This is a genomic window from Streptomyces sp. NBC_01723 (assembly GCF_036246005.1).
Lineage (GTDB): Bacteria > Actinomycetota > Actinomycetes > Streptomycetales > Streptomycetaceae > Streptomyces.
The window spans coordinates 1,218,276-1,231,136 of sequence record NZ_CP109171.1 but is presented as its reverse complement, the minus strand read 5'-3'; the positions used below and the strand labels follow the sequence as shown (position 1 = coordinate 1,231,136).

The following is a 12,861-nucleotide window of genomic DNA, read 5'->3' as shown; positions in this document are numbered from 1 at the left end:
GAGGTGCTCATGAACCGACCCATCACCGTGGTCACCGGCGGCAGCCGTGGCATCGGCGCGGCGACCTGTCTGCGCCTCGCGGCGGACGGGCACGACCTGGCCGTGGGCTACGCGCGGGACTCGGCGGCCGCCGAAGCCGTCGTCTCGGGCGTGCGCGAGGCGGGCGGACGCGCGGTGGCGGTGCGCGCGGACACCGCGGTCGAGGCCGACGTCGAGCGCCTCTTCGACGTGGCGGAGGAACGGCTCGGGCCGGTGACGGGCCTGGTGAACAACGCGGCCGTGACCGGGCCGCTGGGGCGCCTCGCCGACAGCGACACCGCCGACCTGCGCCGGGTCCTGGACGTCAACCTGCTCGGGGTGCTGCTGTGCGCCCGGCGTGCCGCGCGGCTCATGACGGCGCGGGGGAGCGGTGTGATCGTGAACGTCTCGTCGGGCGCCGCGACCCTCGGCAGCCCGGGGGAGTACGTCCACTACGCGGCGGCCAAGGCGGGCGTCGACACGCTGACGCTGGGCCTGGCCAAGGAGCTGGGGCCGGACGGCGTCCGGGTCAACGCGGTCGCGCCCGGCGTCATCGACACCGAGATGCACGCGGCGGCGGGCGCGCCGGACCGGGCGCGGCGGATGGGGGCGGCGGTGCCGATGGGCCGTGCCGGACGGGCGGAGGAGATCGCGGCGGCGATCTCCTGGCTGATGTCGCCCGACGCCTCGTACACGACGGGGACGGTGCTCCGGGTGGCCGGCGGGCGCTGACGGCGGGCGGGTGCCGGGCGGGCGGCTCCGGGTCAGGCGGCCTCGATGACCTCGCCGCGGATCGCGGTCGCCCACTCGACCACCAGCAACTCGTACTCCACACGCTCCTGCGCCGACAGGGTCCCGCCCGCGCGGTGCCAGAGCGCACGGATCTTCTCGTTCAGTTCCGCGGACGAGCGCACGGAACCAGGAGTCGTGTAATCGGGGGACATGCGGACAAGCCTAGGGGCAAGCACTGACAGTGCGCTACCGGACGGCTACGGAAGCGGTGGCGGTCAGCCCGCCGACTCCGCGGCGTGCGGGCTGAGGGCGCCGGTGCTGACCAGGGCGATGATGACGATGCCGAGCGCGATGCGGTACCAGACGAACGGCATGAAGCTCTTCGTGGAGATGAACTTCATGAACCAGGCGATCACCGCGTATCCGGTGCCGAAGGCGATGACCGTCGCGAACAGCGTCGGCCCCCAGGAGACGTGGTCGCTCTCCATCGCGTCCGTCAGCTCGAACAGCCCGGAGGCGAGCACCGCCGGGATCGCGAGCAGGAACGAGTACCGGGCCGCCGCCTCGCGCCGGTAGCCCATGAAGAGGCCGCCGCTGATCGTGGCCCCGGACCGGGAGACGCCCGGGATGAGGGCCGCCGCCTGGCAGACGCCGTAGATCAGGCCGTCCCGGACGGTCAGGTTCTCCAGCTCCTTGCGCGCGCGGGGAGCGCGGTGCCGGCCGCCCTTCTCGTCCCGCGCGGCCATCCGGTCCGCGATGCCGATGATCACACCGACGACGATCAGCATCGTCGCGGTGATCCGCAGGTCGCGGAAGGGCCCCTCGATCTGGTCCTTCAGCGTCAGGCCGAGCACGCCGATCGGGATCGAGCCGACGATCACCAGCCAGCCCATGCGCGCGTCGGGGTTGTGGCGCATCGACTTGTCGGTCAGCGACCGTGTCCACGCCGAGATGATGCGCCCGATGTCCTTGCGGAAGTAGATGAGGACCGCGGCCTCGGTGCCGATCTGCGTGATCGCCGTGAAGGCGGCGCCCGGGTCGTGCCAGCCGGAGAACGCCGCCGTCAGGCGCAGGTGCGCGCTGGAGGACACGGGGAGGAACTCGGTCAGCCCCTGGACGAGTCCGAGGATGAGTGATTCGAACCAAGACATGAAATTACGGAGTCCAAGTGCCGAGCGAGAAAAGGGCGATGGGCGCACCGGACCCCGAAGTCGGATGATCGGGACCGGCTGTGCCGAGGGGCAGCGTAGCGCCCCAAAGTGAAGTCCGGCCCACAGGGGTCAAAGGTCTCCTAGGCGGCCGTCGGGCCCGTCACGGTCCAGCCGTCGGCCTGCGGATGGGCGGTCAGGTCCTCGTGCCGGACGGTGTCGCCGCAGGCGCGGCAGGTGATCCGCGGGACCAGCTCGCTGCCGCAGACGTGCTCGATCACCATGGGGCGGTCGTCGTCCGCGCGCAGGTGCCGGTCGCCCCAGGCCATGAGGGTCATCAGTACCGGTTCCAGCTCCAGTCCCGCCCGGGTCGGCCGGTACTCGAAGCGCTGCGGGCGCTCGCTGTACGGCTGCTTGGTCAGGATGCCCGCGTCCAGGAGCCGCCGCAGCCGGGTGGCGAGGATGTCGCGCGGGGCGCCGGTGTTGCGGACCAGCTGGTCGAAGCGGCCGTTGCCGAGGCAGACCTCACGCAGGACGAGCAGGGAGTACTTCTCCCCGACGAGCGCCAGGGTGTCGGCGATCGAGCAGGGTCGCGGGTTCTTGGGGGCGGCGGCCATGGCGCCCAGCATAGGGGAGGGTTTGTTTTTCCAACGCATGGGGCTACGGTGAGTCCAGAAAACCTACTCACTGGTAGTCGCCGGCAGCCGGAGGCCCGCAGCATGCGTGAAGCAGTCGTCGTCGAAGCCGTACGCACCCCGATGGGCAAGGGCAGGCCGAACGGCGCCCTCGCCCACGTCCACCCCGTGGAACTCCTCGCGCACACGCTGCGCACCCTCGTCGAGCGGTCCGGCGTCGACCCGGCGCTGATCGACGACGTCATCGGCGGCACCGTCGACCAGGTCGGCGAGCAGGCGATGAACACCACCCGCTACGCCCTGCTGTCCGCCGGCTTCCCCGAGTCCGTGCCCGCGACCACCGTGGACCGGCAGTGCGGCTCCTCCCAGCAGGCCGTCCACTTCGCCGCGCAGGGTGTCATGGCCGGGGCGTACGACCTGGTCGTCGCCTGCGGGGTCGAGTCGATGAGCCGCGTCCCGATGTGGTCGAACGTGCCGGCCGGCGCGGACCCCTTCGGCCCCGGCGTCGCGGCCCGCTACCCGGACGGACTCGTCCCGCAGGGCATCAGCGCCGAACTGATCGCCGCCAAGTGGTCGCTCTCCCGGGAGCGGATGGACGCCTTCGCCGTCTCCTCGCACCGGAAGGCCGCCGCGGCCTGGGAGTCGGGGCGCTTCGACGCCGAGATCGCGCCCCTGGACGGTGTCTCGCGCGACGAGTGCGTACGCCCCGCGAGCAGCGTGGAGGTCCTCGCCGGTCTCCGGCCCGCTTACCACGACCCGGCCTTCGCCGAGCGCTTCCCGCAGATCGAGTGGAACGTCACCGCGGGTAACGCCAGCCCGGTCAACGACGGCGCCTCGGCCGTGCTGATCACCTCGGCCGAGACCGCCGCCCGCCTCGGCCTGCGCCCGCTCGCCCGCCTGCACAGCTTCGCCGTCACCGGCTCCGACCCGCTGCTGATGCTGACGGGCGTGATCCCCGCCACCGAGAAGGTGCTGCGCCGGGCGTCGCTCTCCCTGGGGGACATCGACCTGTTCGAGGTCAACGAGGCGTTCGCGAGCGTGGTGCTGGCCTGGCAGCAGGAGACCGGCGCCGACCTCGACAAGGTCAACGTGCACGGCGGGGCCATCGCGCTGGGCCACCCCCTCGGCGCCAGCGGCACCCGGCTGACCACCACCCTCGTCCACGCCCTCAGGGAGCGCGGAGCGCGCTACGGGCTCCAGACCATGTGCGAGGCGGGCGGCCTCGCCAACGCCATGATCCTGGAGGCCGTGTAACGCGCCGTCAGTGCCCGCGCAGCCGGTGGCGCTTGCGCCAGGCCACCGCCGCGCCGGCAAGCCCCGGCAGGGCGATGCAGGCCAGCGCGATCAGGAAGGCCGGAGACGTCGGTGTCGAGGCGCGGGCCCCGGCGACCACGTAGGCGGCGGTGTTGGGGATGGACCCCAGTCCCGTCGCCAGGAGGAAGGGGAGCAGGCCCATGCGGGACACCGCCGCGCAGTAGTTGGCCGCGGCGAACGGCACCCCGGGGAACAGCCGGGCCGCCAGCATCGAGCGGAAGCCGTGCCGGCTGAGCTGCCCGTCCGCGGCCCTCAGCCACTTGCCCCGCAGCAGCGGACGCAGCGCCTCCTGGCCCAGTACCCGGCCCAGGCAGAAGGCGATCCCGGCGCCGAGCACCGTTCCCGCCAGCGCGGAGGCGAGGCCGAGCTGCGAGCCGAACAGCGCACCCGCGGCCAGGTTCAGCAGCGGACGCGGCACGAAGGCGACGGTGCACAGCCCGTAGGCCACCGCGTAGGCGACGGCCGCCGCGGCTCCACCGAGCTGTGGCGGCCAGCCGTCGGTGAGCAACTGCTGCGGCTGGAAGAGCAGGACCGTGGTCGCGGCCGAGGCCAGCAGGGCGACGAGCAGGGAGAGCCGGGACCACGGCGAGAGCAGGACTCTGGTCACGCGGGCGGCGAACCCGGTCGGTGCGGCCGGTGGGACCGGCCCGCCGGCGGTGGCGACGGCGAGCTCCGTTGCGGCGGTCCGGGGAGTGACCGTGGCGGTGCCCCCAGAGCGGGTGGTGGCATCGAGCATCCGGTGACACTAACCGACAAATGTGTGTGATCGCCGTATGGAGCGTCTCACCAGCGTCACAGCCGAGTGAATCCCCGCCCCGCGCCCTGCCGGTTCCGCCCTGCTCACCAGGCCGTTGGACGCACCGTCGTTGTCTCCACACCACTCCCGAAAACCATTCGACGTGGAACGGGGCGTCGGCGAAGATCTGCCTCATGTTCCGGTACGCCTTCCACCTCGCAGCATCCGCCGTCGCGGATGCGCCGAAGGCTGCCGTCCTCTTCTTCCCGGCCGCCGCCGACGGCGCCCGAAGCTGACCCTCCCCGGACACTCCGGCGGACCCCCCAGGGGGAGGGTCGGCCGGACACCGGGGTCCCCACCACCGCCACGAGGCTTCGAGGTACCGCCATGTCCAAGACGGCGTACGTCCGCACCAAACCGCATCTGAACATCGGCACGATGGGCCATGTCGACCATGGCAAGACCACCCTGACCGCCGCCATCACCAAGGTCCTCGCCGAGCGCGGCGCCGGCACGTTCGTGCCGTTCGACCGCATCGACCGGGCCCCTGAGGAGGCGGCGCGCGGCATCACCATCAACATCGCGCACGTCGAGTACGAGACCGACACCCGGCACTACGCGCACGTCGACATGCCCGGCCACGCCGACTACGTCAAGAACATGGTCACCGGCGCCGCCCAGCTCGACGGGGCGATCCTCGTCGTGTCCGCGCTGGACGGGATCATGCCGCAGACCGCCGAACACGTCCTGCTCGCCCGGCAGGTGGGCGTCGACCACATCGTGGTCGCGCTCAACAAGGCCGACGCCGTCGGAGACGGCGACGACGCGGTGCTGGCCGACCTCGTCGAACTGGAGGTCCGCGAGCTGCTCACCGCGCACGGCTACGGCGGCGACTCGGTGCCCGTCGTGCGGGTCTCGGGACTGAGGGCCCTGGAGGGCGACCCCCGGTGGACGGCGTCCGTCGAGGCGCTGCTCGACGCCGTGGACACCTACGTGCCCATGCCGGAGCGGTACTTGGACGCGCCGTTCCTGCTGTCGGTGGAGAACGTGCTCACCATCACCGGCCGCGGCACGGTCGTCACCGGCGCGGTCGAGCGCGGCACGATCCGCGTCGGCGACCGGGTCGAGGTGCTCGGGGCGTCCGTCGAGACGGTGGTCACCGGTCTGGAGACCTTCGGCAAGCCGATGGAGGAGGCCCAGGCCGGGGACAACGTCGCGCTGCTGCTGCGAGGTGTCGGCCGCGACGCCGTGCGCCGGGGGCACGTGGTCGCCGCGCCCGGCAGCGTCGTGCCCGCGCGGCGCTTCTCGGCGCGGGTGTACGTGTTGTCGGCGCGGGAGGGAGGGCGTTCGACACCCGTCGCCACGGGGTATCGGCCGCAGTTCTACATCCGTACGGCTGATGTCGTCGGAGACGTCGATCTCGGGGAGGTGGCCGTGGCGCGGCCCGGGGACACGGTCACGATGACGGTGGAGCTGGGGCGGGATGTGCCGTTGGAGACCGGGCTCGGGTTCGCGATCCGTGAGGGGGGACGGACCGTGGGGGCGGGAACCGTGACGGCCGTCGGGTGACTGCCGCTTGCTGCGGGTGGGGGGCCGCGGGTCCATCGTGGCTGGTCACGCAGTTCCCCGCGGCCCTGTCGGGGCGCTGTCGCACAGGCACAATAGGGAGGTGAACCAAGCCATCCCCGTAAGCCGCGTCACCGACCACGGCACCGCCAAGCTCATGCCCGACGTCGACCGGCGGCGGGCCTGGCTGCTCACCGTGGACGGGGCGCCGCAGTCCTACGTCGACCTGGACGAGCCGGCGCACCTGGAGTTCGAGTACACGCGCCGGCTCGGCCACGTCCTGGACACCGTGGCCGAGCCGGGCCGCGCGCTGGACGTGCTGCACCTCGGCGGCGGCGCGTTCACCCTGCCGCGGTACCTGGCCGCCACCCGGCCCGGGTCGCGCCAGGACGTCGTGGAGGTGGACCGGGGGCTGCTGGACCTGGTCGCCGAGCACCTGCCGCTGCCGGACGGCGCGGACATCACCGCGCACGGCGCCGACGCCCGCGCCTGGCTGGCCGCGGCCCCCGCGGACTCGGCCGACGTGCTGGTCGCCGACGTCTTCGGGGGCTCACGCGTGCCGGCGCAGCTGACCTCCGTCGAGTACGCCCGCGAGGCGGCACGGGTCCTGCGCGCCGACGGCGTGTACGTGGCCAACCTCGCCGACGGGGCGCCGTTCGGCTTCCTGCGCGGCCAGCTGGCCGGCTTCGCCACGCTCTTCGGGGAACTGGCGCTGATCGCCGAACCGGGGGTGCTGCGCGGGCGCCGGTTCGGCAACGCGGTCCTCATCGCCGCGGGCCGGCCCCTGGACATCCCGGCGCTGGCCCGGCGCACCGCCGCCGACGCCTTCCCGGCCAGGGTCGAACACGGGGCGGCCCTGCGGGACTTCATCGGCGGCGCGCGGCCGGTGCGGGACGCGGACGCCGTACCGTCGCCCGAGCCTCCCGCCGGGGCGTTCGGCATCGGCTGAGCGGCGCCTACGACTCGGTCGGAGGTTCCTCGGTGAGCCGCACGGTGCTGAGGATCTTCTGGATCGTCGCCTCCGGGACCTCCTCGTCGACGCCCTTGGCGCCGTACAGGTTCCAGGTGACGAAATCGCCCGCGCTGTTCTGGAACCCGAAGGTGATCGCCTTGCCCTCGGTGTCGCACTTGCCCTTCTGGGGCGTGCCCTGCGAGTACGCGGTGATGACGCTGCCCTTGATGCCGGACGTGGTGGTGTACGCCTTCGGCTTGCCGTACTTCACGCTCTTCTTGTCCGGCTGGGTGTAACCGCCGTAGATCCACCACGGCACCCGCGTCTCGGCCGCCTGGTCGGTGTCCTTGGCGCCGCTCTCACCACGGGTACCGGTGGTCGCGAGGGCGGTGCTCTCCTTGCGGCCGTCCTTGTTCTCGTCCGTGGTGCACCACTCGGACTTCAGGTAGGCGGGGGCGGTGACCGTCGTGCGGTCGGTCTTGCCCTTCTCCTCCCACTCGAAGCCGACGCTGGTGTCCTTGCTGTCGATCTCCCAGTCCGCGGGCACGTCGAACATGGTGCCGAAGCGCGGGTTGGCGACGACCTTCCAGCCGTCGACGGTGGCCTGCGCCTCGTCGCCGCCGCGCGGGTTGTCGTCGGAGCCGGACGCGCTCGGATCCGTGGACGGCGCCTCGGACTTGTCCGCGGACGCGCTCGCGGACGGCTTCTTGTCCTTGCCGTCGTCCGCCTGGTCGTCCTTGTCCCCGCCGAGTACCAGGAACCCGGTGACACCGGCGGCCACCACCACGGCGAGGGCCGCGACGATCGCGACCAGCTTCGTCCGGTTCCCGCCACCGCCACCGCCCGGAGCGGGCTGCGGAGCCCCTGCGGGCTGCGGCGCCCCCCACTGCTGTTGCCCGTACTGGCCGGGCTGCTGCTGGTAACCCGGCTGCTGGTAGGGATTCGGCTGTTGGTACCCCGGCTGCTGGTACGGATTGTTCTGCGGGTTCTGCTCGCCCCCGGGCGGCTGCTGTCCTGGCCACATGAGCAGTCACCCTAATGCCGCCCAGGACACGATTCGGTCACCGGGCCTTGTCAGGGACGTACCGAAGTGCGGAAGGTTCGTCTCCGCTTGCACACACCGCCTCCTCAGGAGTCCGCCGGGGTGTACTCCCTGACGGTGGCGAGGATCCTGCGGACGGTGGCGTCGGGCACCTCGTCCGTGACGTCCGCGGGGCCGACGAACGACCAGGAGACGAAGTCGCCGTCCGCGGACTCGAAGGCGAAGGTGGTCGCCTTGCCGTTCACGTCGCACTTGCCCTTCTTCTCCACCCCGGACGACCGGGAGGTGGCGACGCTGCCCCTGATACCGGAGGAGGTGGTGAAGGACGTCACCGGTTCCGTCGAGACCTTGTCCCGGTCCGGCTGGGTGAAGGAGCCGTAGACCCAGTCCGCCGAGTCGTCCCGGGCGATCTCCTCGGTGCTCCGCGCGCCGTTGTTGCCCCGGGTACCGGCAGTGGCCAGGGGAATGTGGTCGACCGAGCCGTCCCGGTCGCCGTCCGAGCCGCACCACTTCTCCTGGAGGACGGCGGGGGCCTTCATGGCGACCAGGGGCTTCTCGTCGGGGTCGTCGTCCTCCGCGACGTAGGTGACCCACGTGGGCGACTGCCGCACCCAGGAGGCCGGTACGTCGAAGGCGATGCCCTGGCCGGGATTGGCGACGACGTTCCAGCCGGCGAGGGTCGGCTTCAGCTCGTCGTCACCACCGCGCGGGTCGTCGGCGGGGGACGAGGACGGCGCGGAGGCGGTGGGGCCGGGCCGGGCCCCTTCGTCCTCGCCGCCGCCCAGGAGGACGGCCCCGGTCACGGCGGCGGCGACCACGACGGCCACGGCGGCGACGATCGCCACCGCCTTCGTACGGCCGTTGCCGGGCCCCCGGCCGGGCGGTCCGCCGGACGTGACCGTGGGGGCGTTCCACGGCGCGGGCTGCTGGTACGGGTTGGGCTGCCGCGGGTCCGGTCCGCCGGTGGGTGACTGCTCTCCTGGCCACATGGGCGCACAGCTTACGACGATCTTCCAAGCAGCCTGGCCCTGGATGCTACTCACGGGTAACCTACCCCCATGAGCGCAGATCAGATGTCGATCGGCGAGTTGCTCGCCGCCACGGTGCCGATGGTCAGGACCCTGAACCTCGAGTACCTGGAGACCACTCCGGAGAAGGCCGTCCTGGCCCTCCCGGACCAGAGCGAGTACCGCAATCACGTGGGCGGACCGCACGCCGGGGCCATGTTCACCCTGGGCGAGTCGGCCAGCGGCGCGATCGTGCTGGCCGCCTTCGGCGACCAGCTCTCCCGGGCCGTTCCGCTGCCGGTCACCGCCGAGATCGCCTTCAAGAAGATCGCGCTCGGCCCGGTCACCGCCACCGCGACGCTCGGCCGCCCCGCCGCCGACGTCGTCGCCGAGCTGGACGCCGGGAACCGCCCCGAGTTCCCGGTCAGCGTCGCCATCCGGCGCGAGGACGGCGCGGTGACCGGTGAGATGACCGTCATATGGACCCTGCGTCCCAACAGCTGACCTCCCGTGAACCGGTAGGCTTCCCGGGTGCGCCTCGGCCGAGGCGCACCCGGGAACAGGTACGCGAAGCGGAGGATGGGCGTTGCACGTCCAGGAGTGGCTCGACACGGTGCCCGCGGTGGCCGTCTACGCGGTCGTCGGACTGGTCATCGGTCTGGAGAGCCTGGGCATCCCGTTGCCCGGTGAGATCATCCTGGTGTCGGCGGCCCTGCTGTCGTCGCAGCACGGCGGCATCGACCCGCTGGTCCTCGGTGCCTGCGCCAGCGCGGGCGCGGTGATCGGCGACTCCATCGGGTACGCCATCGGCCGCAAGGGAGGCCGGCCCCTGCTGGCCTGGCTGGGCCGCAAGTTCCCGAAGCACTTCAGCGAGGGCCACATCGCCACCGCCGAGCGGTCCTTCCAGAAGTGGGGCATGTGGGCCGTGTTCTTCGGCCGTTTCGTCGCCCTGCTGCGCATCTTCGCGGGCCCGCTGGCCGGTGTGCTGCGGATGCCGTACTGGAAGTTCCTGATCGCCAACGTCCTCGGCGGCATCGTCTGGGCGGGCGGCACCACCGCCGTCATCTACTACGTCGGAATCGTCGCGGAGTCGTGGCTCAAGCGCTTCTCGTGGCTGGGCCTGGTGCTGGCGGTCGTCATCGGGGTCGCCTCGATGCTGATCGTCAAGCGCAAGGCAGCGAAGGCCCAGCCGCTCCCTGTCGGGGAGTGAAGCGCCCCGTCAGGGGCGCGGGGCTGTGACATCGTGCGGCTCCGCCGCGGGGCGCGAGCAACCACCCACAAGCCGCGGACGGCAGACTACGGAACCTCCCCCAACGCCCCCCGATGCTCCCCGGCCAGCGCCGCGTACATCGTGCCGTTCAGCGACACCCCGGCCCGCTCCTCCTCCGTCAGCTCCCGCCTGACCTTCGCCGGCACCCCCGCGACCAGCGAGCCCGGCGGCACCCGCATCCCCTGCGGCACCAGCGCCTGGGCCGCGACCAGCGAACCCGCGCCGATCACCGCGCCGTTGAGGACCGTGGACCCCATGCCGATCAGGCAGTCGTCCTCGACGGTCGCGCCGTGCACCACGGCGTTGTGACCGATGGAGACCCGCTCGCCGACCGTGACGGGGAAACCGGGGTCGGCGTGCAGCGTGCAGTTGTCCTGGACGTTGCTGTCCGCGCCGACCGAGATCCGCTCGACGTCGCCGCGCAGCACCGCGCCGTACCAGACGCTCGCCCCGGCGTGCAGGGTCACGTCCCCGATGACCGAGGACGTCGGTGCCACGAAGGCCCCCGCGTCCACCTTGGGCTCCTTGCCGGCGATGCCCGTGATCAGCGCCTTCTGCGTCATCTCCGCCTCCTGTTCGGGTGATGTACGGCACCGTACGCCACCCGGTGGGGTGAAGATCACAGCACTCCGCGGTCATGGCCGCACCGCCCGCCGACTACCGTGAGCGGGTGCCCAAGCGCAAGAACACGTTCTCGTCCTGGCGGAGCCGCCTGGCGCAGCGGGCCGTCCACGCGGGCTGGGCCTGGGTGCAGCGCACCGGCTCCGTGACCGCCGCACACCCCGGACGCTTCCGCTTCGGCGCGCTGGGCACGGGCACCCGGCTCGCCTTCCCGCTCGGCACGGTCTTCGGCGAGCCCTGGATCCACGTCGGCGCCCACTGCATCATCGGCGAGCAGGTCACGCTGACCGCCGGGCTCATGCCCGACCTCGACCTCGGTCCCGAGCCGATCCTGCGCATCGGTGACGGGGTCGTCCTCGGCCGCGGCAGCCACGTCATCGCCGACACCACCGTCACCATCGGCAGCGACTGCTACTTCGGCCCGTACGTCTACGTCACCTCCACCAACCACTCCTACGACGATCCGCACCAGCCCATCGGCAAGCAGTGGCCCCGGATGGACCCGGTCGAGATCGGCCCCGGCTGTTGGATCGGCACCGGCGCGGTGATCCTGCCCGGCGCGCGGATCGGGCGGAACGTGGTCGTGGCCGCCGGCGCCGTGGTGCGGGGCACCGTCCCCGACCACGCCGTGGTGGCGGGGGCGCCCGCCAAGGTCGTACGGCGCTGGACCCCCGCCGAGGGCTGGCAGCCGCCGCTGCGGACCCCGGCCCCGGTACCGATTCCCGACGGGGTCACGCCGGGACAGCTGCGGGAGTTGTCGGGGCTGGACGGCGAGGCGCTGGCCAGGCTGGCGGAGCTGGACGACGACCGGCCGGAGGTGACGGACAGGCTCGCGGAACCGGCCGCCGAGAGCTGAGCGTCCGCGGCGACCGTGCGGCGGCCGGGTCAGCCCGTGGCCAGTAGCAGGGTGCCCGCCAGGGCGAGGCCCGCGCCCGCCGCCTGCACGGCGCGCAGCCTTTCGCTGAGGAACCCGCGCGCGGCCAGCGCGGTCACCACCGGATACAGGGAGGCGAGCACGGCCGCCACCGTCACCGGGCCGTGCTGGGCGGCGATCGAGTACGTGCCGTTGGCCGCGACGTCGGCGAGCCCCACGAAGCCCAGCGCGGGCAGCGAGCCCCAGGGGAAGCCCTCCGGCGGCAGCGCGGGGGCGCCGCGCCGGACGGACACCCACAGGGCCAGTCCGCCGGCGGCGACGTTGGTGACGCGCTGGACGAACAGGGCGAGGAAGAGGCCGGTGAGCGTGGTCGACGCCTCCGCGATCAGGGCCATCACGGCACCGAACCCGAAGGCCGCGACGAGGGTGAGGGCGACCGTCCGCCGCTGGACCGGCGCGCCGCGCAGTTGCGGACCGCCGGCGAGCACCACGCCCGCGACGGCGACCAGGATGCCGGCGAACTGCGGCAGCCCGGGGCGCTCGCCGAGGACGAGACCCACGCCCACCGGGACGGCCACACCGAGCGAGCCCAGCGGCGAGACGACGCCCATCGGGCCCAGGGCGAGCGCCTTGTAGAAGGCGAGCATCGCCACCGGACCGACCAGACCGGCGGCGACCGCGAACCAGAGGTGCGCGGACGCCTCGCTCCAGGCGCCGGTCGCGGCCACGATCGTGCCGAGGACGACGACCGCGACCGACTGGGAGACGACGACCACCGTGAGCGCGGGCGTGCGCCGGGTCAGTACCCCGCCGCCGAAGTCGGCCATGCCCCACAGGAGGCTGGTGGCCAGGGCGAACAGCGCTGTCATGATCCGGTCGCCTCGCAGTACAGTTCGGTGAACCTTCGGGTGCAGCAGACCATAGTTCACTGAACTGCACTGAGTCA

15 protein-coding genes are annotated in these 12,861 nt (G+C 72.5%); 7 read left to right on the top strand and 8 right to left on the bottom strand.

What is annotated here, in order from left to right; all coding sequences use genetic code 11:
* The first annotated feature begins 9 nt into the window (after window positions 1-9).
* Window positions 10-750 carry an SDR family oxidoreductase gene (locus tag OIE75_RS05880; protein WP_329469818.1) on the top strand — a complete coding sequence of 247 codons (741 nt, stop codon included), beginning with the start codon at window positions 10-12 and terminating at the stop codon, window positions 748-750.
* Between the two features lie 32 nt (window positions 751-782).
* On the opposite strand, the gene OIE75_RS05875 is transcribed toward OIE75_RS05880, so the two are convergent.
* From OIE75_RS05875 to OIE75_RS05865, 3 genes are all read right to left on the bottom strand, one after another.
* Window positions 783-962, bottom strand: a complete 180-nt coding sequence (locus OIE75_RS05875; protein ID WP_307010255.1) for a hypothetical protein — start codon at window positions 960-962, stop codon at window positions 783-785.
* Window positions 963-1,025: 63 nt separating this feature from the next.
* A complete protein-coding gene (locus OIE75_RS05870; protein ID WP_307010253.1) occupies window positions 1,026-1,901 on the bottom strand; it encodes an undecaprenyl-diphosphate phosphatase in 876 nt (291 codons plus the stop codon).
* A gap of 140 nt (window positions 1,902-2,041) precedes the next feature.
* A complete protein-coding gene (locus OIE75_RS05865) occupies window positions 2,042-2,515 on the bottom strand; it encodes a winged helix-turn-helix transcriptional regulator (RefSeq protein ID WP_307010252.1) in 474 nt (157 codons plus the stop codon).
* A 102-nt stretch (window positions 2,516-2,617) separates the two neighbouring features.
* Here OIE75_RS05865 and OIE75_RS05860 point away from each other — a divergent pair, with 102 nt between their 5' ends.
* Complete coding sequence (locus OIE75_RS05860) at window positions 2,618-3,787, top strand: thiolase family protein (RefSeq protein WP_307010249.1); 1,170 nt, start codon at window positions 2,618-2,620, stop codon at window positions 3,785-3,787.
* A gap of 7 nt (window positions 3,788-3,794) precedes the next feature.
* Here the strand turns inward: OIE75_RS05860 and OIE75_RS05855 are convergent, their stop codons facing one another.
* The gene (locus OIE75_RS05855; RefSeq protein ID WP_307010248.1) at window positions 3,795-4,583 is read right to left on the bottom strand and encodes a TVP38/TMEM64 family protein; all 789 of its coding nucleotides are present in this window, start codon (window positions 4,581-4,583) and stop codon (window positions 3,795-3,797) included.
* A 387-nt stretch (window positions 4,584-4,970) separates the two neighbouring features.
* On the opposite strand from OIE75_RS05855, the gene tuf reads away from it, so the two are divergent.
* On the top strand, window positions 4,971-6,152 hold the full coding sequence (gene tuf / locus OIE75_RS05850; RefSeq protein WP_329469817.1) for an elongation factor Tu: 1,182 nt from the start codon (window positions 4,971-4,973) through the stop codon (window positions 6,150-6,152).
* A gap of 100 nt (window positions 6,153-6,252) precedes the next feature.
* Window positions 6,253-7,098, top strand: a complete 846-nt coding sequence (locus OIE75_RS05845; RefSeq protein ID WP_329469816.1) for a spermidine synthase — start codon at window positions 6,253-6,255, stop codon at window positions 7,096-7,098.
* 7 nt (window positions 7,099-7,105) lie between these two features.
* On the opposite strand, the gene OIE75_RS05840 is transcribed toward OIE75_RS05845, so the two are convergent.
* Complete coding sequence (locus OIE75_RS05840; RefSeq protein ID WP_329469815.1) at window positions 7,106-8,125, bottom strand: hypothetical protein; 1,020 nt, start codon at window positions 8,123-8,125, stop codon at window positions 7,106-7,108.
* Between the two features lie 104 nt (window positions 8,126-8,229).
* Entirely contained in the window at window positions 8,230-9,132 is a 903-nt protein-coding gene (locus tag OIE75_RS05835; RefSeq protein WP_329469814.1) for a hypothetical protein, read from the bottom strand.
* 84 nt (window positions 9,133-9,216) lie between these two features.
* On the opposite strand from OIE75_RS05835, the gene OIE75_RS05830 reads away from it, so the two are divergent.
* Both OIE75_RS05830 and OIE75_RS05825 read left to right on the top strand, forming a co-directional pair.
* Complete coding sequence (locus OIE75_RS05830) at window positions 9,217-9,654, top strand: DUF4442 domain-containing protein (protein ID WP_125493734.1); 438 nt, start codon at window positions 9,217-9,219, stop codon at window positions 9,652-9,654.
* 82 nt (window positions 9,655-9,736) lie between these two features.
* On the top strand, window positions 9,737-10,360 hold the full coding sequence (locus OIE75_RS05825) for a DedA family protein (RefSeq protein ID WP_329469813.1): 624 nt from the start codon (window positions 9,737-9,739) through the stop codon (window positions 10,358-10,360).
* Window positions 10,361-10,446: 86 nt separating this feature from the next.
* Here OIE75_RS05825 and OIE75_RS05820 read toward each other — a convergent pair whose 3' ends face one another.
* Window positions 10,447-10,983 carry a gamma carbonic anhydrase family protein gene (locus OIE75_RS05820; RefSeq protein WP_329469812.1) on the bottom strand — a complete coding sequence of 179 codons (537 nt, stop codon included), beginning with the start codon at window positions 10,981-10,983 and terminating at the stop codon, window positions 10,447-10,449.
* Between the two features lie 107 nt (window positions 10,984-11,090).
* Between OIE75_RS05820 and OIE75_RS05815 the strand changes: the two genes are divergently transcribed.
* Window positions 11,091-11,897, top strand: a complete 807-nt coding sequence (locus OIE75_RS05815; protein WP_329473937.1) for an acyltransferase — start codon at window positions 11,091-11,093, stop codon at window positions 11,895-11,897.
* Between the two features lie 29 nt (window positions 11,898-11,926).
* On the opposite strand, the gene OIE75_RS05810 is transcribed toward OIE75_RS05815, so the two are convergent.
* On the bottom strand, window positions 11,927-12,784 hold the full coding sequence (locus OIE75_RS05810) for an EamA family transporter (RefSeq protein ID WP_307010236.1): 858 nt from the start codon (window positions 12,782-12,784) through the stop codon (window positions 11,927-11,929).
* Between the last annotated feature and the right edge of the window lie 77 nt (window positions 12,785-12,861).

Excerpts from the sequence above, each read along its gene's own strand:
- OIE75_RS05830 (WP_125493734.1), top strand. The coding sequence starts at position 9,217 with ATGTCGATCGGCGAGTTGCTCGCCGCCACGGTGCCGATGGTCAGGACC.
- OIE75_RS05865 (WP_307010252.1), bottom strand. The coding sequence starts at position 2,515 with ATGGCCGCCGCCCCCAAGAACCCGCGACCCTGCTCGATCGCCGACACC.
- OIE75_RS05860 (WP_307010249.1), top strand. The coding sequence starts at position 2,618 with ATGCGTGAAGCAGTCGTCGTCGAAGCCGTACGCACCCCGATGGGCAAG.
- OIE75_RS05820 (WP_329469812.1), bottom strand. The coding sequence starts at position 10,983 with ATGACGCAGAAGGCGCTGATCACGGGCATCGCCGGCAAGGAGCCCAAG.
- OIE75_RS05880 (WP_329469818.1), top strand. The coding sequence starts at position 10 with ATGAACCGACCCATCACCGTGGTCACCGGCGGCAGCCGTGGCATCGGC.
- OIE75_RS05855 (WP_307010248.1), bottom strand. The coding sequence starts at position 4,583 with ATGCTCGATGCCACCACCCGCTCTGGGGGCACCGCCACGGTCACTCCC.
- OIE75_RS05810 (WP_307010236.1), bottom strand. The coding sequence starts at position 12,784 with ATGACAGCGCTGTTCGCCCTGGCCACCAGCCTCCTGTGGGGCATGGCC.
- OIE75_RS05870 (WP_307010253.1), bottom strand. The coding sequence starts at position 1,901 with ATGTCTTGGTTCGAATCACTCATCCTCGGACTCGTCCAGGGGCTGACC.
- OIE75_RS05840 (WP_329469815.1), bottom strand. The coding sequence starts at position 8,125 with ATGTGGCCAGGACAGCAGCCGCCCGGGGGCGAGCAGAACCCGCAGAAC.
- tuf (WP_329469817.1), top strand. The coding sequence starts at position 4,971 with ATGTCCAAGACGGCGTACGTCCGCACCAAACCGCATCTGAACATCGGC.
- OIE75_RS05875 (WP_307010255.1), bottom strand. The coding sequence starts at position 962 with ATGTCCCCCGATTACACGACTCCTGGTTCCGTGCGCTCGTCCGCGGAA.
- OIE75_RS05835 (WP_329469814.1), bottom strand. The coding sequence starts at position 9,132 with ATGTGGCCAGGAGAGCAGTCACCCACCGGCGGACCGGACCCGCGGCAG.